Below are 19,669 nucleotides of genomic sequence, written 5' to 3' on the forward strand. Positions count from 1 at the left end.
AGTAGGCTTAGTAGACGGATAGACGTGAACATAAATTCTGTGCTTTCCATTAATAAATTCGGTTAGTAAGGTTATTGGTACAGCATCTGGCGCGCGCTTTTACGTACCTCTGCTAAAATTGACTCACCGACAAAAATAAGCCGCCATAAAGAAGGGTCTTATCCAGTGTATTATCTTGCCAGGTTGCGTTGGGGTAGCGTATTAAATATACCCGTTAAGAGTGCAGGGTTTTTTTGCTGTTTGCCGGCATCATTAACAAGCGCTACCGTAATCGGCCATAAAATATAAGTACACAGTATTCAGGGTGCTTATTTCCCTGTCCCTCACGACAACCGAAAAGACGTTCCACTGTCGGCGTAACACTGTAAGCCTGGAGGCAAATCATGGAGATGTTGTCAGGAGCCGAGATGGTCGTCCGATCATTGATTGATCAGGGCGTTAAACAGGTATTCGGTTATCCCGGCGGTGCCGTGCTGGATATTTATGATGCGTTGCACACGGTCGGCGGGATCGATCATGTGCTGGTGCGTCACGAACAGGGCGCGGTACACATGGCCGACGGCTACGCCCGCGCCACCGGCGAGGTCGGTGTGGTACTGGTGACTTCCGGTCCCGGCGCCACCAATGCGGTCACCGGTATCGCCACCGCCTATATGGACTCGATTCCCCTGGTGGTGCTGTCCGGCCAGGTAGCCAGCTCACTGATTGGCTACGACGCCTTTCAGGAGTGCGTGATAGGCATCTCGCGCCCGGTGGTGAAACACAGCTTTCTGGTGAAAAAAACCGAAGATATCCCGCTGGTGCTGAAGAAAGCGTTCTATCTGGCCGCCAGCGGCTGGCCGGGGCCGGTGGTAATCGATCTGCCGAAAGACATTTTAAGCGCGGCGCTCAAGCTGCCCTACCTCTATTACCCCGACTCGGTGTCGATGCGCTCGTACAACCTGACCGTGCAGGGCCACAAAGGGCAAATCCGGCGCGCGCTCACGACGCTGCTCGCCGCCGAGCGGCCGGTGGTCTATACCGGCGGCGGTGCGATTACTTCCGCCTGCCATCACGCGCCGCGTCAACTGGCCGAACAGCTGAATCTGCCGATAGTAAGCTCGCTAGTGGGGGCTGGGCAGTTTCCCCGGCAGCCATCGGCAAAGCCTCAGTATGCTGGGGATGCACGGCACCTTCGAGGCGAATATGGCGATGCATCGCACTAACGTGATTTTCGCCGTCGGGGTCCGTTTTGACGATCGCACCACCAACAATCTAACGAAATACTGTCCGGATGCCACGGTGCTGCATATCGATATCGATCCGGCGTCGATTTCCAAAACCGTCACCGCCGACGTACCGATTGTTGGCGACGCCCGCCATGTCCTTGAACAGATGCTGGAGCTGCTGACGGCGGGAGAAAGCCGTCAGCCGTTCGACGCGCTGCGAGACTGGTGGCGGGATATCGAGCAATGGCGCGCCCGCGCCTGCCTTAAATACGACAACAGCAGCGATAAAATCAAACCCCAGGCGGTGATCGAGACGCTGTACCGGCTGACGCAGGGTAACGCTTACGTGACCTCCGACGCGGGCCAGCATCAAATGTTTGCCGCGCTGTACTATCCGTTCGATGAACCGCGACGCCGGATCAACTCCGGCGGCCTGGGCACCATGGTCTTTGGCCTACCGGCGGCGCTCGGCGTGAAGATGGCCTTTCCGCAGGAAACCGTGCTGTGCATTACCGGCGACAGTAGTATCCAGATGAATATTCAGGAGCTGTCCACCGCACTGCAATACGATTTGCCGGTGGTGGTCAGTTTGAACAACCGCTATCTCGGTATGGTGAAACAGTGGCAGGACATGATTTATTTCGATCGCCACTCCCAATTCCTATATGGCGTCCCTGTTGGACTTCGTGAAGTTGGCGGAGGCCTATGGGCATGTCGGTATCGCCATTGAGCGGCACGATGAGCTGGAATCCAAGCTGGCACAGGCGCTGGCGGTGAAAAACCGCCTGGTGTTCGTGGATGTGATGGTAGATGGCACGGAACACGTTTACCCCATGCAAATCCGCGGCGGCGGCATGGATGAAATGTGGTTAAGCAAAACGGAGAGGACCCAATCATGCGCCGTATTTTATCAGTGTTACTGGAAAACGAATCCGGCGCATTGTCCCGGGTTATCGGGCTGTTTTCCCAGCGTGGCTACAATATCGAAAGTCTGACCGTGGCCCCCACCGACGATCCGTCCCTCTCACGCATGATTATTCAGACCGTAGGTGACGAAAGGGTGCTGGGGCAGATTGAAAAGCAACTGCATAAGCTGGTGGACGTGCTGCGCGTCAGCGAACTGGGGCAGGGGGCGCTAACCACGTTGAACGGGAAATTATGCTGGTGAAAGTGCAGGCCAGCAGTTTCGGTCGCGAAGAGGTGAAACGCTGCGCCGAAATCTTCCGCGGTCAGATTGTCGATGTCACGCCGGCTATCTATACCGTACAGCTGGCGGGCACCAGCGAAAAACTGGACGCTTTTCTCGCTACGGTGCGTGAGGTGGCGGAGATAGTGGAAGTCGCCCGCTCGGGTATCGTCAGCCTGTCGCGCGGCGATAAAGTCATGCGCTGAACGCGTCTTTCACACAGGGTTGAAGCCCTGCAGTATCGGCTGAACGTCCTGCTTTACGCCGGGCGACAGGTTGGCGTCCTGCGGCGAATGATGTGTTGACGCCGGGCTGAAAGCGTGTGCCCGGCGCCTCCCGGACCGGCATGACGGGCGGTCAGACCGAATTTAGCGCGTTCTGCCGGAATGGGCGACGGGCGCACCCGCTCCATCGGCCTGGTTATCCCCGATCTGGAAAATACCAGTTATACCCGCATCGCCAACTATCTTGAACGCCAGGCGCGTCAGCGCGGCTATCAGCTGTTGATCGCCTGTTCGGAAGACCAGGCGGACAACGAGATGCGCTGCGTGGAGCATCTACTCCAGCGGCAGGTTGACGCGATTATCGTCTCAACCGCCTTGCCGCCGGAGCATCTGTTCTACCAGCGCTGGGCCAATGACGCGTTCCCCATCATTGCCCTCGACCATGCGCTGGATCGCGAGCACTTTATCAGCGTTGTCGGCGCGGATGAGGAAGATGCGGAAATGTTGTCCCAGGAGCTGAGCCAGTTTTGGGGGAGCACGTGCTGTATCTTGGCGCACTGTCGGAGCTGTCAGTGAGCTTTCTGCGCGAACAGGGCTTTCGGCGCGGCTGGGGGCAGGATCGGCGCAAGCAGGACTTTCTCTATGCCAACAGCTATGAGCGTTCGGCGGCGGCAGGACTTTTCGGCCGCTATCTGGAGAGTAATCCAATGCCGCAGGCGTTGTTCACCACGTCGTTTTCACTGTTGCAGGGGGTAATGGATGTGACGCTGAAACGCAGCGGCCGGCTGCCCCCCCATCTGGCTATCGCCACCTTTGGCGATAATGAACTGCTGGATTTTCTGGAATATTCGGTACTGGCGGTCGCACAGCGCCATCGGGAAGTGGCGGAGCGAGTGCTGGAGCTGGTGCTTACCAGCCTCGACGAGCCCCACCGGCCCAAGCCGGGTCTGACGCGTATTCGCCGCAGCCTGTTCCGGCGCGGTCAGCTTAGCCGTAATTAACCCTGCGCCGCCGGGCCGTGAGCCCGGGTTACTGCCGGGACGGCGCTGAGGCGACCGGTAGCGGCCCGGTCACCCGGAAATAACCGGCGGCAGTAATCCAGGAAGTAGCCGTACACCACACTGAGCACCATAGAAGCCACCGCATTGCTGACCACCGCCGTGAGCAACTGCCTCCACTCCACACCCAGCGCAAGAAGAATCGCCGCATAGACCGGTGATTGAAAACTGACATACGCCAACAAATCCACCAGATTCCGGGTCCAAAATTGTTTGGGCCGGTGACGCCACGCCAGACGCACTACCGCGTCGCGATACTGCCCAAACGGCCAGGCGATAATCACATTAACCGGGATCGCCAGCACACGCGACGACAGTGATTGCTGCAGACTCATACCGGACAACAGGATTTTAATTGCCATCCCAGTAAAGAAACAATACACCCCCCGCGCGAAGGTATCCGCCGTGGCACTGCGCAGACGCGATGTAACAGCAGACATGGGGTGACAGCTCCAGCGCAAAAAAAGAGAAGTAAACCGGCCAAAGATGCAGGGGACAAAGTGATTTGCAAGGCTTAATTTATGTAGTGTAGAGTACATCACTGCCTATACTAAGTTAACTAGTTAATAATTTTATTTAAAGGGTTAATCTCGTGATTTGTACCGATAAAATATCCGGGGCCGCCGTTTAGGCGATTTCTCTCCGTCGGATAATGAAAGATAATGAGAATCAGATGGTTGAACTCAATGATTTTCAGGGGCGATCCTGATGGGTTTTAACTACCGCAGCGGTGAGAAAAAAGAATTGCGCCATTTTTAGGATTAGTCTGGCGATAAAATAAAGCGGAGGGATACCAATAAACATCTGATTATAAAATCAACAAAGATTTAGGGCATATAAAACTAGAGGTGTATTTTAGGCCGTCGAACAGAACGCTTTCACCGGATCAATAAAGGCGTTAAAATATCTGCGCAGTATGAAAAAAGAGGAATGGTAAACCCTTCTGTTACTCCCCCCCCTTACTTCATCCGCCCTCGTGTCGCCTCGCGTTGTCCCGCAGCCATGAAGTCCGTCAGGCCGGTTTTTTGGCCGGCGGTGGTTTTGCAGGCGCGAATATTTATATTTTTAATCCAAACAGAATGACGATGAATAGAGTGATGTTATTTTTAGTTTTTTTTCGTGATGTATTACGCATTCTCCTCTAGAAGGGTAATTACCGACGTAAATAATCCCTTCTGAGTCATTTAGTCGCTTGACAATGTTTTGACACCATTCGTACACTCTTTTGCGTGGGAATTTGTGGGGTAAAGTGGTGATCAAGGTTTTTAAGGGGTAAATAGACGCATGTTTCGTGGCGCAACCTTGGTTAACCTTGACAGCAAAGGCCGGCTCGCCGTGCCTACCCGTCACCGGGAAAAGCTGAATGAGGAATCGGCAGGTTTAATGGTGTGTACCATTGACCTCCATCAGCCATGTCTGCTGCTTTACCCCTTGCCGGCCTGGGAAATCATCGAACAAAAGCTGTCGCGATTGTCAAGCATGAACCCCGCGGAACGCCGGGTACAGCGTTTGTTGCTGGGACATGCGAGCGAGTGCCAGATGGATGGCGCAGGCAGAATACTGCTGGCGCCGACGCTCAGGCAGCACGCCGGGCTGTCAAAAGAAGTGATGCTGGTTGGGCAATTCAATAAGTTCGAGTTGTGGGACGAACAGACCTGGTATCAACAAGTCAAGGATGACATCGACGCTGAGCTGTCGGCGGAGCTAGCGCTTAGCGACCGGCTGCAAGACTTATCGCTATAGCCATGTCAAAAAATTATTTACATACCACCGTGTTGCTGGATGAAGCGGTGAAGGGCCTGAATCTTCGGCCAGATGGCGTCTATCTGGACGGGACCTTCGGGCGCGGCGGGCATTCACGTCTTATTTTATCAAAGCTTGGTGCGCAGGGACGGCTGTTCGCCATCGACCGCGATCCGGCGGTCATTGAGGCGGCGCGGGTTATTGAGGATGCGCGCTTTGCCATTATTCACGGCCCGTTTTCCGCCATGGCGGAGTACATGGCGCAACGGAACCTGCTGGGCAAGGTTGGCGGCATATTGCTGGATCTTGGCGTCTCGTCGCCACAGCTCGACGATCCGGAACGCGGCTTTTCGTTTATGCGTGACGGACCGCTGGATATGCGTATGGATACCACGCGCGGCCAATCCGCCGCGCAGTGGCTGGCGCAGGCGTCGGCGGAGGACATCGCCTGGGTCTTGAAGACCTTCGGCGAGGAGCGCTTCGCCAAGCGCATCGCTCAGGCCATCGTCGCGCACAATCGTCAGCAGCCGATAACCCGAACCCGCGAACTGGCGGCGCTGATTGCTGACGCCAGCCCGTTTCGCGATAAGCATAAGCATCCGGCGACGCGCAGCTTCCAGGCGATCCGCATTTACACCAACAGCGAGCTGGAAGAGATCGAACGGGCGCTGGACGGCGCGCTGACGGTATTGGCCCCCGGCGGCAGGTTGTCGGTTATCAGCTTTCACTCGCTGGAGGATCGATTGGTGAAACAATTTATTCGTCAGCACAGCCGCGGACCGCAGGTACCGGCGGGGCTGCCCCTCACGGAGGCGCAGATCGCCGCGCACTACCAGGACCAGCGCCAACTGAAAGCAGCGGGCAAAATGCAGCCTTCGGCGCGGGAGATAAGGGATAACCCGCGTGCGCGCAGTTCGGTACTGCGCTTCGCCGAGAAGCTGGCGCCATGATCGGCAACGAACGGCACGGCCTTATCGGGATTATCGGCAGCGATTTGCTGCGCCACGGCAAGCTGCCGTTGTTGCTGCTGATTGCCGTCCTGATCTCGGCGTTCCTGGTGGTCACCACCACCCATCAGACCCGGCGGCTGACCGCGGAACGTGAACAGATGGTACTGGAGAAGAACGCGCTGGATATCGAATGGCGCAACCTGATCCTGGAAGAGAACGCGCTGGGGGATCACAGCCGCGTGGAGCGTATTGCCACCGAGAAGCTGCAAATGCAGCATGTGGATCCGTCGCAAGAAAATATTGTGGTTCACCCGTAATCTACACAGGGATCGCTAACGATACATGAAAGCCGCAACACGCACGATGAAACTGAAACGCCAGGAGAATCAGACCAGCTTTGTCAGCTGGCGTTTCGCCTTGTTGTGCGGTTGCATCCTGCTAGCGCTGTTAGGGCTGATGTTGCGGGTGGCCTATTTGCAGGTAATCAATCCCGACAAACTGGTGCGCGAAGGGGATATGCGTTCGCTGCGCGTACAGCAGGTTCCCACCGCGCGCGGTATGATAAGCGACCGCGCCGGCCGCCCGCTGGCGGTGAGCGTGCCGGTTAACGCTATCTGGGCCGATCCGAAAGAACTCAACGATCACAGCGGCATCAGCGCCGACAGCCGCTGGAAGGCGCTGTCCGATGCACTTTCCATCCCTCTCGATCAGCTCTCCTCGCGCATCAACGCCAATCCCAAAGGGCGTTTTGTCTATCTGGCGCGCCAGGTTAATCCTGCTATTGGCGATTACATCCATAAACTTAAACTTCCGGGTATTTACCTGCGCCAAGAGTCACGGCGCTATTATCCCGCGGGTCAGGTGACCGCGCATCTCATCGGCGTGACCAATATCGACAGCCAGGGCATTGAGGGCATCGAGAAGAGTTTTGACCGCTGGCTGACCGGCCAGCCCGGCGAGCGTACGGTGCGCAAAGACCGGTTTGGCCGGGTTATTGAGGATATTTCCTCGGTGGACAGCCAGGCGGCTCACAATCTGGCGCTGAGCATTAATGAGCGTCTACAGGCGCTGGTTTATCGCGAGTTGAACAATGCGGTGGCGTTCAATAAGGCCGAGTTTGGCACCGCGGTGCTGGTGGATGTCAATACTGGCGAAGTACTGGCCATGGCCAACAGCCCCTCCTACAACCCCAACAACCTGACCGGTACCACGATGGACGTGATGCGTAACCGCGCCATCACCGATATTTTCGAGCCTGGCTCGACGGTCAAGCCGATGGTGGTGATGACCGCGCTGCAGCGAGGGGTGGTGCGGGAAAACAGCGTACTGAATACGCTGCCCTACACGATTAGCGGCCACCAGATCAAGGACGTGGCGCGCTATGCCGAATTGACCGTGACCGGAATTTTGCAGAAATCGAGCAACGTCGGTGTGTCTAAGTTGGCGTTAGCGATGCCATCCTCGGCGCTGGTAGAAACTTACTCGCGCTTTGGATTGGGTAAGGCGACCAATTTGGGGCTGGTCGGAGAAAGCAGTGGCTTATATCCCCATAAACAACGGTGGTCCGACATGGAGAGGGCCGCCTTCTCTTACGGCTACGGGCTAATGGTAACGCCGTTACAATTAGCGCGGGTCTACGCCACAATCGGCGGTATGGGCGTGATGCGCCCGCTTTCCATCACCCGGGTCGATCCGCCCGTGGCGGGAGAGCGGGTGTTTCCCGAATCGCTGGTACGCACCGTGGTTCACATGATGGAAAGTGTGGCGCTGCCGGGCGGCGGCGGCACCAAAGCCGCCATTAAGGGCTACCGCATCGCTATTAAAACCGGCACCGCCAAAAAGGTCGGGCCGGACGGCAATTATATCAATAAATATATCGCCTATACCGCCGGGGTCGCGCCGGCCAGCAATCCGCGCTTTGCGCTGGTGGTGGTGATTAACGATCCGCAGGGCGGCAAATACTACGGCGGGGCGGTTTCCGCGCCGGTATTTGGCGCCATCATGGGCGGTGTACTGCGTACAATGAACATAGAGCCGGACGCGGTGGCGCAGTCCGGTGAAAAATCCGACATGGTGGTCAATAATCGGAAAGAGGCATCCGGTGACCGATCGTAATTTGCGTGAGCTGCTCGCGCCCTGGGTACCTGATGCCCCGGAACGCGTGCTGAGGGAAATGACGCTGGACAGCCGCACCGCGGCTGCGGGCGATCTGTTTGTGGCCGGCGACGGCCATCAGACGGACGGGCGTCGCTATATTCCCCAGGCGATTGCGCAAGGCGTTGCCGCCGTCGTGGCACAAGCGGAAGGTGCGGCTGAAGAGGGTGAAATCCGTGAGCTGCATGGCGTACCGGTCATCTATCTCCACTATCTCCACGCGCGCTTATCAGCGCTGGCGGGGCGCTTTTATCAGCAGCCGTCGCGCGCGCTGTGTTTGGTGGGCGTCACCGGCACCAACGGCAAAACCACCACCACCCATCTTCTGGCGCAGTGGGCGCAGCTATTGGGTGAGACCAGCGCCGTGATGGGCACCGTCGGCAACGGCGTGCTGGGCCATATTCATCCGGCCGACAATACCACCGGCTCACCGATTGAAGTTCAGCAACTGCTTTCACTGCTGGAGCGGCAGGGCGCGCGCTTCGCGGCGATGGAAGTCTCCTCTCACGGCCTGGTGCAGCACCGGGTCAGCGATGTGCATTTTGCCGCTGCGGTGTTTACCAATTTAAGTCGCGACCATCTCGATTATCACAGTGACATGGCGCAGTATGAAGCGGCCAAATGGCGACTGTTCAGCGAGTTGGACGTCGGTCAGCGCATTATTAACGCCGATGACGCCACCGGCCGGCGCTGGCTCAAGATGTTGCCGCAGGCGATTGCGGTCGCGGTCAGCGAGGCGCTGCCGCCGGAACGCCAGGGCGACTGGCTGTGCGCCGGCGAGGTACGTTATCATGCGCGCGGCGCGGAGATTCCTTTTCGCTCCAGTTGGGGCGAAGGGACGCTCAACAGCCCACTGGTGGGGGAATTCAACGTTAGCAATCTGTTGCTGGCGATCACGACGCTGCTGGCGCTCGGCTATCCACTGCCGGCGTTGCTTGAGTGCGCCAGCCGCCTGCACCCAGTCTGCGGTCGCATGGAGGTATTTCATACCAAAGGCCGCCCTACGGTGCTAGTGGATTATGCCCACACCCCCGCCGCGCTGGAAAAGACGCTGGCGGCGGCCAGACTGCATTGCTACGGCAAACTATGGTGCGTGTTCGGCTGCGGCGGCGATCGCGATAAGGGTAAGCGGCCGCTGATGGGCGCTATCGCCGAGCAGTACGCCGACCAGGTGATCATCACCGACGATAATCCGCGCGGCGAAGCAGCGCAGGATATCATCAACGACATTAAGAGCGGCCTGCTGGATGCGGGCCGGGTCCAGGCGATTTTTAGCCGCGCCAAAGCGGTTACCAGCGCCATTATGCAGGCAGCCCCAACGGATCTGGTGCTGGTGGCCGGTAAAGGCCATGAGGATTACCAGATAATCGGCCAGCAGCGGCTGGACTATTCAGACCGTACTACCGTGGCGCGGTTGTTGGGGGTGGTGGCATGATCCCCTTTATGCTCAGCGCAATCGCGCCGGTGCTTAACGCCGAACGGGTGGGCATTGATGGCACCATTGAGACCATCGTCACCGACTCGCGGGCGCCAGCGGCGGCGCAGCGGTGTTTATTTGTCGCGCTGAAGGGCGAGCAATTCGACGCCCATGATTTCGCCGAGCAGGCGGTCGCCGGCGGCGCCGCCGCGCTGCTGGTCAACCGCCGGCTACCGCTGGACGTGCCGCAGTTGGTTGTCGCCGATACCCGGCGCGCTTTGGGCCAATTGGGCGCCTGGGTGCGCCAGCAGGTCCCGGCGCGGGTAGTGGCCCTGACGGGGTCCTCCGGCAAAACGTCGGTCAAGGAAATGACCGCCGCCATCCTACGTCAGTGCGGGCGGGTGCTGGCGACCGAAGGTAATTTCAACAACAATATTGGCGTACCGCTGACGCTGCTGCGTTTGACGCCGGCCCATGATTTTGCGGTTATCGAGCTGGGGGCCAATCATCTTGGCGAAATCGCCTGGACCACCGATTTGGTGCGCCCGGAAACCGCGCTGGTGAACAATCTTTCCGCGGCCCATCTGGTCGGGTTCGGCTCGCTGTCGGGCGTGGCGCAGGCCAAGGGCGAAATTTTCGCCGGCCTGCCGGCCAATGGACGCGGCATTCTTAATGCCGACAGCCATGATTGGCCGCACTGGCAACAGGTATTGGGCCACAAGGCGGTCTGGCGTTTCGCCGTACAGGCCGCTGACGACATGGATTTTTTTGCCAGCGACATCGAAAGCGGCCAGCAGGGCGTGCGTTTCACCCTGCACAGTCCGCTGGGTAAATGCCCGGTGCGGTTGCCGCTGCCGGGCAAGCATAATGTCGCCAATGCCTTGGCCGCCTGCGTACTGGCGCTATCGGTAGGGGCCAGGCTGCCGGCGGTTGCCGCCGGTCTGGCGCAGTTGCAGGCCGTGCCGGGACGGCTGTTCCCTATTGTGCTCGGCGCCGGCCATCTGCTGCTGGACGATAGCTATAACGCCAATGTCGGCTCCATGACCGCCGCCGCGCAGGTACTGGCGGAAATGCAGGGTTACCGGGTGATGGTGGTCGGCGATATGGCCGAGCTGGGGGAGGAAGCGGCGGAATGCCATCGACAGGTCGGCGAAGCCGTCGCCCTGGCCGGTATCGACAAAGTCTTAAGCGTCGGCAGCCTGAGCCACCTTATTGGTGAGGCCAGCGGCCGGGGCGAACATTTTCAGGACAACACCGCGCTGACCGCCCGACTGGCGCAGCTGCTGTCCGAACAGGCAATAATAACCGTATTAGTGAAGGGTTCACGTAGTGCCGCGATGGAGCAGGTGGTGCGCGCGTTACAGGAGAAAGCACCATGTTAGTCTGGCTGGCCGAACATCTGGTCCAATTTTACTCAGGATTTAACGTCTTCTCTTACTTGACGTTTCGCGCCATCGTCAGCCTGCTGACCGCGCTGTTTCTATCGCTGTGGATGGGACCGCGCCTTATCGCCTGGCTGCAAAAACTGCAGATCGGACAGGTGGTGCGCAATGATGGCCCGGAATCGCATTTCAGCAAACGCGGCACGCCGACCATGGGGGGGTTGATGATCCTCACGTCGATCACGATTTCGGTATTGATGTGGGCCTATCCGTCCAACCCGTATGTCTGGTGTGTGCTGTTTGTCCTGGTGGGCTACGGCATCCTGGGCTTTATCGACGATTATCGCAAGGTGGTGCGCAAAGACACCAAGGGGCTTATCGCCCGCTGGAAATATTTCTGGCAGTCGGTAATAGCGCTGGCGGTTGCCTTCACCATGTTCGCGGTGGGCAAAGATACGCCGGCGACCCAGCTAGTGGTGCCCTTTTTCAAGGACATCATGCCGCAGCTGAAGCTGTGGTATGTGCTTTTGGCCTACTTTATCATCGTCGGAACCAGTAATGCGGTCAACCTGACCGACGGTCTGGACGGTCTGGCGATTATGCCGACGGTGTTTGTCGCCGTCGGTCTGGCGCTGGTGGCGTGGGCGACCGGCAACATGAATTTTGCGGGCTATCTGCACATTCCTTATGTGCGTTTCGCGGGTGAACTGGTGGTGGTGTGTACGGCCATCGTCGGCGCCGGGCTGGGCTTTTTGTGGTTTAATACCTACCCCGCGCAGGTGTTCATGGGTGACGTCGGTTCGCTAGCGCTGGGCGGCGCGCTCGGCACCACCGCCGTGCTGCTGCGCCAGGAATTTTTACTGCTGATTATGGGTGGGGTGTTCGTGGTGGAAACCCTGTCGGTGATTTTACAGGTGGGTTCGTTCAAATTGCGCGGTCAGCGCATTTTCCGTATGGCGCCCATCCATCACCATTATGAATTGAAGGGCTGGCCGGAGCCGCGCGTTATCGTGCGTTTCTGGATTATTTCCCTGATGCTGGTCCTCATAGGACTGGCAACGCTGAAGGTACGGTAATGACGACGGACTATCGGGGCGAACAAGTGGTCATCATCGGCCTGGGGCTTACCGGGCTTTCCTGCGTTGACTTCTTCCGCCGCCGCGGCGTCACACCGCGGGTGATGGACACCCGTTTTACGCCGCCGGGTCTGGAGAAACTGCCGGCCGATGTGCCGCGCCACCTGGGGTCGTTGCATGAACAGTGGCTGCTCGACGCTACGCTCATCGTCACCAGCCCCGGCGTTCCCCTGTCGCATTCCGCGCTGGCCGCGGCTGCGGCGGCCGGCGTTGCCGTTATCGGCGATATAGAGCTCTTCGCGCGTGAGGCATCGGCGCCGGTGGTGGCGATAACCGGCTCCAACGGCAAAAGCACCGTCACCCGTATGGTAGGCGAAATGGCCGCCACCGGCTGGCAGGTGGGCGTTGGCGGCAATATCGGTCTGCCGGCGCTGACGCTTTTGGAATCGCCGTGCCAGCTGTATGTTCTGGAGCTGTCGAGTTTCCAGCTGGAAACCACCCATAGCCTAAAAGCGGCGGCGGCGACGGTTCTCAATATCAGTGAAGATCACATAAACCGCTATCCGCTTGGCCTGCAACAGTACCGGGCGGCCAAGCTGAAAATTTACCACGATGCTGCGGTCTGCGTGGTCAACGCAGAGGATGCGCTCAGCCTGCCGGTGCGTGGACATGACGCACGCTGCATCAGCTTCGGCGCGGAACGCGGCGATTACTGCCTCCGCTGGCATGCGGGGCAGACCTGGCTGATGGCCCACGGCGAGCCGCTGCTGGAAGCCGCGGAACTGCGCGTCGGCGGCCGCCATAATTATACCAATGCCCTGGCGGCGCTGGCGCTGGCGGATGCGCTGGGCATTCCGCGTACGGCAAGCCTGGCGGCGCTGCGTCAGTTCCGCGGTCTGGCGCACCGTTTTGAATTAGTGCATGAACGCCGCGGCGTACGCTGGATTAATGACTCCAAAGCGACCAATGCGGGCAGTACCGAGGCGGCGCTAAACGAACTGGAAGTGGCGGGTACGCTCCATTTGCTATTGGGCGGCGATGGTAAGTCCGCCGATTTCACGCCGCTCTCGCCGTGGCTGCAGGGCGACCGGGTGCAGCTGTATTGTTTCGGCCAGGATGGCGCGCAGTTGGCGTCCCTGCGTCCCGACGCCGCGACGCTCACCGAGACGCTGGAGCAGGCGATGCGCATCATCGGTTCCCGGGTGAGGGCAGAGGATCTGGTGCTGCTGTCGCCGGCCTGCGCCAGCCTGGATCAGTTCAGCAATTTTGAAGTGCGCGGTGACGTATTTACCCGCCTGGCACGGGAGGTGGGTTGATACGCTTTCCCGGTTTAGGATTGATTCCCTGCCTGAAGGCGTGGGTGATGGGGGCGCGCGAGCCTGAGGCGCCGACCCATCTGCTCTACGATCGTACGCTGCTGTGGCTGACGCTGGGGCTGGCCGGTATCGGTTTCGTGATGGTGACCACGGCGTCGATGCCGATCGGGGAGCGCCTGTCAGACGACCCGTTCTATTTTGCCAAACGTGATGCGTTTTATCTCGGTCTGGCGTTTGTGCTGTCGCTGGCAACGCTCAGGATCCCGATGGCGGTCTGGCAGCGCTACAGCTCGGTGATGCTGCTTATCACGCTGGTGATGCTACTGGTGGTGCTGGTGGTCGGTAGCTCGGTTAACGGCGCGGCGCGCTGGATAGCGGTCGGGCCGCTGCGCATCCAACCGGCGGAATTATCCAAGCTGGCGCTGTTTTGCTATCTAGCCAGTTATCTGGTGCGCAAGGTAGAGGAAGTACGTACTAACTTCTGGGGTTTTTGCAAACCGATGGGCGTGATGGTGCTGCTGGCGATACTGCTGCTGGCGCAGCCCGATCTCGGGACCGTGGTGGTGGTGTTCGTCACCACCCTGGCGATGTTGTTTTTGGCCGGCGCCAAACTATGGCAATTTTTATCGATTATCAGTTCGGGCATTTTCGCAGTAATGTTGCTCATCATCGCTGAGCCCTACCGTATGCGGCGCGTGACGTCGTTTTGGAACCCGTGGGATGATCCCTTCGGCAGCGGCTACCAGCTTACCCAGTCGCTCATGGCGTTTGGCCGCGGCGAGTTCTGGGGACAGGGACTGGGCAACTCGGTACAGAAACTGGAGTATTTGCCGGAAGCCCATACCGACTTCATCTTCGCCATTTTGGGCGAGGAGCTGGGTTACTTCGGCGTGGTTCTGGCGCTACTGATGGTGTTTTTGGTTGCGTTCCGCGCCATGTCCATCGGCCGCAAAGCGCTGGAAATCGACCAGCGCTTTCCCGGTTTTTTGGCCTGTTCCATCGGTATTTGGTTCAGCTTCCAGGCACTGGTTAACGTGGGCGCCGCCGCCGGCATGCTGCCGACCAAAGGCTTGACCCTGCCGTTAATCAGTTACGGTGGTTCTAGCCTGCTTATCATGTCGACGGCGATAGTCCTGCTGCTGAGGATCGATTTTGAGACGCGTCTGGCTAAAGCGCAGGCGTTTGCGAGGGGACCGCGGTGACGGCAAAGACAAGGCGGTTGATGGTGACCGCGGGCGGTACCGGCGGACATGTGTTTCCGGGGCTGGCGGTCGCGCATCACCTGATGGCGCAGGGCTGGCAGGTTCGCTGGCTCGGCACCGCCGATCGTATGGAGGCCGATCTCGTGCCGCAGCACGGCATTGATATCGATTTTATCCGCATTAGCGGCCTGCGCGGCAAGGGATTGAAAGCGCAACTGCTGGCGCCGGTGCGCATTTGGCGCGCGCTGCTGCAGGCGCGGCGAATTATGCGCGCGTGGCGGCCGGATGTGGTACTGGGCATGGGCGGTTATGTCTCCGGACCCGGCGGCCTGGCGGCCTGGAGCTGCGGCATTCCGGTGGTCCTGCACGAGCAGAACGGTATCGCCGGCGTGAGCAACCGCGGCCTGGCGAAAATTGCCCGCAAAGTGCTGCAGGCGTTTCCCGGCGCCATCCCCCATGCCGATGTGGTGGGGAATCCGGTACGCGATGCGGTGCTGGCACTACCGGCGCCCGACGCGCGCTTTCGCGATCGCACAGGCCCGATTCGGGTACTGATTATCGGCGGCAGCCAGGGCGCGCGGGTTCTCAATCAGACCATGCCGGCGGTCGCCGCCCGGTTGGCGGGCACCTTGACGCTGTGGCATCAGGTAGGGAAAGGGGCGCTGGAGGAGGTTAATCGGGCCTACGCGGCGAACGGCGAGACGCAGCACAAGGTGGTGGAATTTATCGACGATATGGCCGCCGCCTACGCCTGGGCAGATGTCGTGGTCTGCCGCGCCGGGGCGCTGACGGTGAGCGAAATCGCCGCCACCGGTCTGCCGGCCCTGTTTGTGCCTTTTATGCACAAAGATCGTCAGCAGTACTGGAACGCGCGGCCGCTGGAGCAGGCTGGCGCGGCGAAAATTATTGAGCAGCCGGCCTTTAGCGTTGAGCGGGTCAGCGACGTACTGACCGGCTGGGATCGGCCGACATTGCTGATTATGGCGCAACGCGCCCGGGCGGCGGCTATACCCGATGCAACGGAGCGCGTGGCGCGGGAAGTGGCGGCCGCGGTGCGCGCCTGAGCGTGCGCCGACAACACCAGACGGGCCGGGTGTGCCGTCTTGAGCGTTTTTTTGATTTAAGCGATGACACTGTGAATACACAACAACTGGCTAAACTGCGAACTTTTGTCCCCGAGATGCGCCGCGTCAGGCAAATCCATTTTGTCGGCATCGGCGGTGCCGGCATGGGCGGTATCGCGGAAGTGCTGGCGAACGAGGGCTATCAAATCAGCGGCTCCGATCTGGCGCCGAACGCGGTCACGCAGCAACTGACGGACCTGGGTGCGCAAATTTATTTCAACCACCGCCCGAAGAATATCAGCGATGCCAGCGTGGTGGTGGTGTCGAGCGCCATCGCGGCTGATAACCCAGAAATTGTGGCGGCCAAAGAGGCGCGTATTCCCGTCATTCAGCGCGCGGAAATGCTGGCGGAGCTGATGCGTTTTCGTCACGGCATCGCTATTGCCGGTACGCACGGTAAAACCACCACCACCGCGATGGTGGCCAGTATTTATGCCGAGGCCGGCCTGGATCCGACCTTTGTGAACGGCGGACTGGTGAAAGCCGCCGGCGTGCACGCCCGTCTGGGCTGCAGTCGCTACCTGATTGCCGAGGCCGACGAAAGCGACGCCTCCTTCCTGCATTTGCAGCCGATGGTGGCGATTATCACCAACATCGAAGCCGACCATATGGATACCTATCAGGGCGACTTTGAAAATCTTAAGCAGACGTTTATCAACTTTCTGCACAATTTGCCGTTTTACGGCCGTGCGGTGATGTGTATCGACGATCCGGTGATCCGCGAACTGCTGCCCCGCGTCGGGCGGCAAATCACCACTTATGGCTTCAGCGACGATGCCGATTTACGTATCACCGATTACCGCCAGGACGGTGCGCGCGGCAGCTTTACCCTCACCCGGCAGGAAAAGGCCGATTTACGTGTGGAACTCAACGCACCGGGTCGCCACAACGCGCTGAATGGGGTGGCGGCGATTGCGGTGGCAACCGAAGAAGGCATCAGCGATGAGAGCATTTTGCAGGCGATGCTGCAATTTCAGGGCACTGGCCGCCGCTTCGATGATTTGGGCCATTATGATTTGGCCAACGTCAACGGCAAAACGGGCGAAGTCATGCTGGTGGACGATTACGGCCATCACCCGACCGAGGTGGACGCCACGATTAAAGCGGCGCGTGCCGGCTGGCCGGATAAGCGGCTGGTGATGGTGTTTCAGCCGCACCGCTATACGCGTACGCGGGACCTGTACGACGATTTCGCCAACGTCCTCTCCGGCGTGGATGTCCTGCTGATGCTGGACGTTTATCCCGCCGGCGAAGCGCCGATCCCCGGCGCCGACAGCCGCTCTTTGTGCCGCACTATTCGCGGCCGCGGCAAGGTAAATCCGATTCTGGTGCCGGATATGGAGGCGCTGCCCGCGACGCTGGCGCAGACGCTGCAAGACAACGATTTGGTGCTGATGCAGGGCGCCGGTACGGTGGGCAAAATCGCCCGTAAACTGGCTGACAGCAGGCCGCAGCCGGGCGAGGTACGTCATGGTTAAACGGCTTGATTTTCACCGGCATGCGCCGACGGTCGCCGCGGCGGGACGCAGCAACGGCGGCCAGCTCGCGGGTCTGATCTTCCTGCTGATGGTGCTCGGCACCATCGTCTGGGGAGGCTGGGTGGTCGGGGGCTGGATGAAAGATGCCCATCGTTTACCGCTGTCCCGGCTGGCGGTGACCGGAGAACGTCATTACACCACCAATGACAATATCCGCCAGGCAATTCTGGCGCTGGGGGCGCCCGGCACCTTTATGATGCAGGATGTTAACGTTATTCAGCAGCAAATTGAACGCATGCCGTGGATAAAGCAGGTCAGCGTGCGTAAACAGTGGCCGGACGAATTGAAAATCCACCTGGTGGAATATGTGCCGGTGGCGCGCTGGAACGATCAACATCTGCTTGACGGCAGCGGCAAGGTATTCAGCGCGCCGGCGGAGCGTATCGGCAATCAGCCCATGCCGATGCTTTATGGCCCGGAGGGCAGCGAGCAAGACGTGCTGAGCGGCTATCGCACCATGAACGCGGTGCTAACGGCGGCCAAATTTCAGCTCAAGGCGGTCAGCATGAGCGCCCGCCATTCGTGGCAGTTGACGTTACGGGACGATACCCGGCTGGAGCTGGGCCGGGACGACAGAGCCAGGCGCCTGCAGCGCTTTATCGGGATTTATCCGGTTCTTCTCCAGCAGGCCTGGAACGATAATAAGCGCATCAGCTATGTGGACCTGCGCTATGACTTGGGCTTGGCCGTCGGTTGGGCCGCGGCCTATATCGAACCGGAAAACAGTAATCAGCAACAGACTCAGGCACAGGCACGGGCACAGGCAGAACAACAATGATCAAGGCGCCGGCCAGAAAACTGGTAGTAGGACTGGAGATCGGCACGGCCAAGGTGGCCGCGCTGGTAGGGGAGGTGCTGCCCGATGGTATGGTAAATATCATCGGTGTCGGCAGTTGCCCGTCGCGCGGCATGGACAAGGGTGGCGTTAACGATCTGGAATCGGTTGTGAAATGCGGCCAGCGCGCTATTGATCAGGCGGAGCTGATGGCGGACTGCCAGATCTCGTCGGTGTATCTTGCCCTGTCCGGCAAACATATCAGCTGCCAGAACGAAATCGGCATGGTGCCGATTTCCGAAGAAGAAGTGACCCAGGAAGACGTGGAGAATGTGGTGCATACCGCCAAATCGGTGCGGGTACGCGATGAGCACCGTATTTTGCACGTCATTCCGCAGGATTATGCGATTGACTATCAGGAAGGAATAAAAAACCCGGTTGGCCTGTCCGGCGTACGCATGCAGGCCAAGGTCCACCTGATTACCTGCCATAATGATATGGCGAAGAACATTGTCAAAGCAGTTGAACGTTGCGGGCTGAAAGTTGACCAACTTATTTTCGCCGGTTTGGCGTCAAGTTACGCGGTTCTAACCGAAGACGAACGCGAACTGGGCGTATGCGTGGTCGACATCGGCGGCGGCACCATGGACATGGCGGTGTATACCGCCGGCGCACTGCGCCATACCAAGGTGATTCCTTACGCCGGCAATGTAGTCACCAGCGACATTGCCTACGCCTTCGGCACGCCACCCACCGACGCCGAGGCGATCAAAGTCCGCCACGGCTGCGCGTTGGGCGCGGTGGTCAGCAAGGACGAGAGCGTGGAGGTACCAAGCGTCGGCGGCCGGCCGCCGCGCAGCCTGCAGCGCCAGACCCTGGCCGAGGTGATCGAGCCGCGTTACACCGAGCTGCTGAATCTGGTCAACGACGAGATTTTGCAACTGCAGGAGCAACTGCGGGCGCAGGGAGTGAAACACCATCTGGCCGCCGGCATCGTCCTGACCGGCGGCGCGGCGCAAATCGACGGTTTGGCGGCGTGCGCCCAGCGGGTATTTCATACCCAGGTGCGCATCGGCCAGCCGCTGAATATCACCGGCCTGACGGACTATGCGCAGGCGCCCTATTATTCTACCGCCGTGGGGCTGCTGCATTACGGTAAAGAGTCACATTTAAGCGGCGAAGTAGACGTGGAAAAAAGAACGTCGGTCAGCACATGGTTCAAGCGGTTCAGCGGCTGGCTGCGAAAAGAATTTTAACGATTTTCAAGACGGAACCCGGCTGTGCAGGCGGCCGATTCCGAAGCGACAGGCACAAAA

At 59.3% G+C, this 19,669-nt stretch carries 13 protein-coding genes and 4 pseudogenes; 16 read left to right on the forward strand and 1 reads right to left on the reverse strand.

Translation table 11 applies throughout. From position 1 onward, the window contains the following. Positions 1–383: 383 nt before the first annotated feature. From ilvI to cra, 3 pseudogenes are all read left to right on the forward strand, one after another. Positions 384–2,098 (forward strand): annotated as a pseudogene (gene ilvI, locus ACTBDU_RS01730) (acetolactate synthase 3 large subunit); the annotation flags it as partial. Between the two features lie 5 nt (positions 2,099–2,103). Then, a pseudogene (gene ilvN, locus ACTBDU_RS01735) lies at positions 2,104–2,600 on the forward strand (acetolactate synthase small subunit). Between the two features lie 165 nt (positions 2,601–2,765). Continuing rightward, positions 2,766–3,619, forward strand: a pseudogene (gene cra / locus ACTBDU_RS01740) (catabolite repressor/activator); the annotation flags it as partial. 77 nt (positions 3,620–3,696) lie between these two features. Here the strand turns inward: cra and ACTBDU_RS01745 are convergent. Then, positions 3,697–4,116 (reverse strand): annotated as a pseudogene (locus ACTBDU_RS01745) (L-alanine exporter AlaE); the annotation flags it as partial. An 844-nt stretch (positions 4,117–4,960) separates the two neighbouring features. On the opposite strand from ACTBDU_RS01745, the gene mraZ reads away from it, so the two are divergent. The 13 genes from mraZ to ftsA all read left to right on the forward strand — a co-directional run bounded on the left by mraZ (position 4,961) and on the right by ftsA (position 19,609). Further along, on the forward strand, positions 4,961–5,419 hold the full coding sequence (gene mraZ / locus ACTBDU_RS01750; protein ID WP_438805338.1) for a division/cell wall cluster transcriptional repressor MraZ: 459 nt from the start codon (positions 4,961–4,963) through the stop codon (positions 5,417–5,419). Between the two features lie 2 nt (positions 5,420–5,421). Beyond that, positions 5,422–6,369: a 16S rRNA (cytosine(1402)-N(4))-methyltransferase RsmH gene (rsmH, locus tag ACTBDU_RS01755; RefSeq protein WP_438805339.1), complete on the forward strand. Its 948-nt coding sequence runs from the start codon at positions 5,422–5,424 to the stop codon at positions 6,367–6,369. After that, positions 6,366–6,686 carry a cell division protein FtsL gene (gene ftsL, locus ACTBDU_RS01760; RefSeq protein WP_438805340.1) on the forward strand — a complete coding sequence of 107 codons (321 nt, stop codon included), beginning with the start codon at positions 6,366–6,368 and terminating at the stop codon, positions 6,684–6,686. Before rsmH ends, ftsL begins: the two co-directional genes overlap by 4 nt. 25 nt (positions 6,687–6,711) lie before the next feature. Beyond that, positions 6,712–8,484: a peptidoglycan glycosyltransferase FtsI gene (locus ACTBDU_RS01765; protein WP_438805341.1), complete on the forward strand. Its 1,773-nt coding sequence runs from the start codon at positions 6,712–6,714 to the stop codon at positions 8,482–8,484. Further along, positions 8,471–9,958: a UDP-N-acetylmuramoyl-L-alanyl-D-glutamate--2,6-diaminopimelate ligase gene (murE, locus tag ACTBDU_RS01770; RefSeq protein ID WP_438805342.1), complete on the forward strand. Its 1,488-nt coding sequence runs from the start codon at positions 8,471–8,473 to the stop codon at positions 9,956–9,958. Before ACTBDU_RS01765 ends, murE begins: the two co-directional genes overlap by 14 nt. After that, entirely contained in the window at positions 9,955–11,322 is a 1,368-nt protein-coding gene (gene murF, locus ACTBDU_RS01775) for a UDP-N-acetylmuramoyl-tripeptide--D-alanyl-D-alanine ligase (protein ID WP_438805343.1), read from the forward strand. Before murE ends, murF begins: the two co-directional genes overlap by 4 nt. After that, on the forward strand, positions 11,316–12,398 hold the full coding sequence (gene mraY, locus ACTBDU_RS01780) for a phospho-N-acetylmuramoyl-pentapeptide-transferase (protein ID WP_438805344.1): 1,083 nt from the start codon (positions 11,316–11,318) through the stop codon (positions 12,396–12,398). Before murF ends, mraY begins: the two co-directional genes overlap by 7 nt. Beyond that, entirely contained in the window at positions 12,398–13,714 is a 1,317-nt protein-coding gene (gene murD, locus ACTBDU_RS01785; RefSeq protein ID WP_438805345.1) for a UDP-N-acetylmuramoyl-L-alanine--D-glutamate ligase, read from the forward strand. The genes mraY and murD overlap by 1 nt, the downstream gene beginning before the upstream one ends. Further along, complete coding sequence (gene ftsW, locus ACTBDU_RS01790) at positions 13,714–14,916, forward strand: cell division protein FtsW (protein WP_438805391.1); 1,203 nt, start codon at positions 13,714–13,716, stop codon at positions 14,914–14,916. The genes murD and ftsW overlap by 1 nt, the downstream gene beginning before the upstream one ends. Further along, on the forward strand, positions 14,913–15,980 hold the full coding sequence (gene murG / locus ACTBDU_RS01795) for an undecaprenyldiphospho-muramoylpentapeptide beta-N-acetylglucosaminyltransferase (protein WP_438805346.1): 1,068 nt from the start codon (positions 14,913–14,915) through the stop codon (positions 15,978–15,980). The genes ftsW and murG overlap by 4 nt, the downstream gene beginning before the upstream one ends. A gap of 71 nt (positions 15,981–16,051) precedes the next feature. Then, the gene (gene murC / locus ACTBDU_RS01800; RefSeq protein ID WP_438805347.1) at positions 16,052–17,518 is read left to right on the forward strand and encodes a UDP-N-acetylmuramate--L-alanine ligase; all 1,467 of its coding nucleotides are present in this window, start codon (positions 16,052–16,054) and stop codon (positions 17,516–17,518) included. Continuing rightward, positions 17,511–18,356 (forward strand): cell division protein FtsQ, encoded by an 846-nt coding sequence (gene ftsQ / locus ACTBDU_RS01805; protein WP_438805348.1) that lies wholly within the window; start codon positions 17,511–17,513, stop codon positions 18,354–18,356. The genes murC and ftsQ overlap by 8 nt, the downstream gene beginning before the upstream one ends. After that, the gene (ftsA, locus tag ACTBDU_RS01810; RefSeq protein ID WP_438805349.1) at positions 18,353–19,609 is read left to right on the forward strand and encodes a cell division protein FtsA; all 1,257 of its coding nucleotides are present in this window, start codon (positions 18,353–18,355) and stop codon (positions 19,607–19,609) included. The genes ftsQ and ftsA overlap by 4 nt, the downstream gene beginning before the upstream one ends. The last annotated feature ends 60 nt before the right edge of the window (positions 19,610–19,669 follow it).

It is taken from the genome of Sodalis sp. (in: enterobacteria) (genome assembly GCF_051710625.1).
Lineage (GTDB): Bacteria > Pseudomonadota > Gammaproteobacteria > Enterobacterales > Enterobacteriaceae > JBPESN01.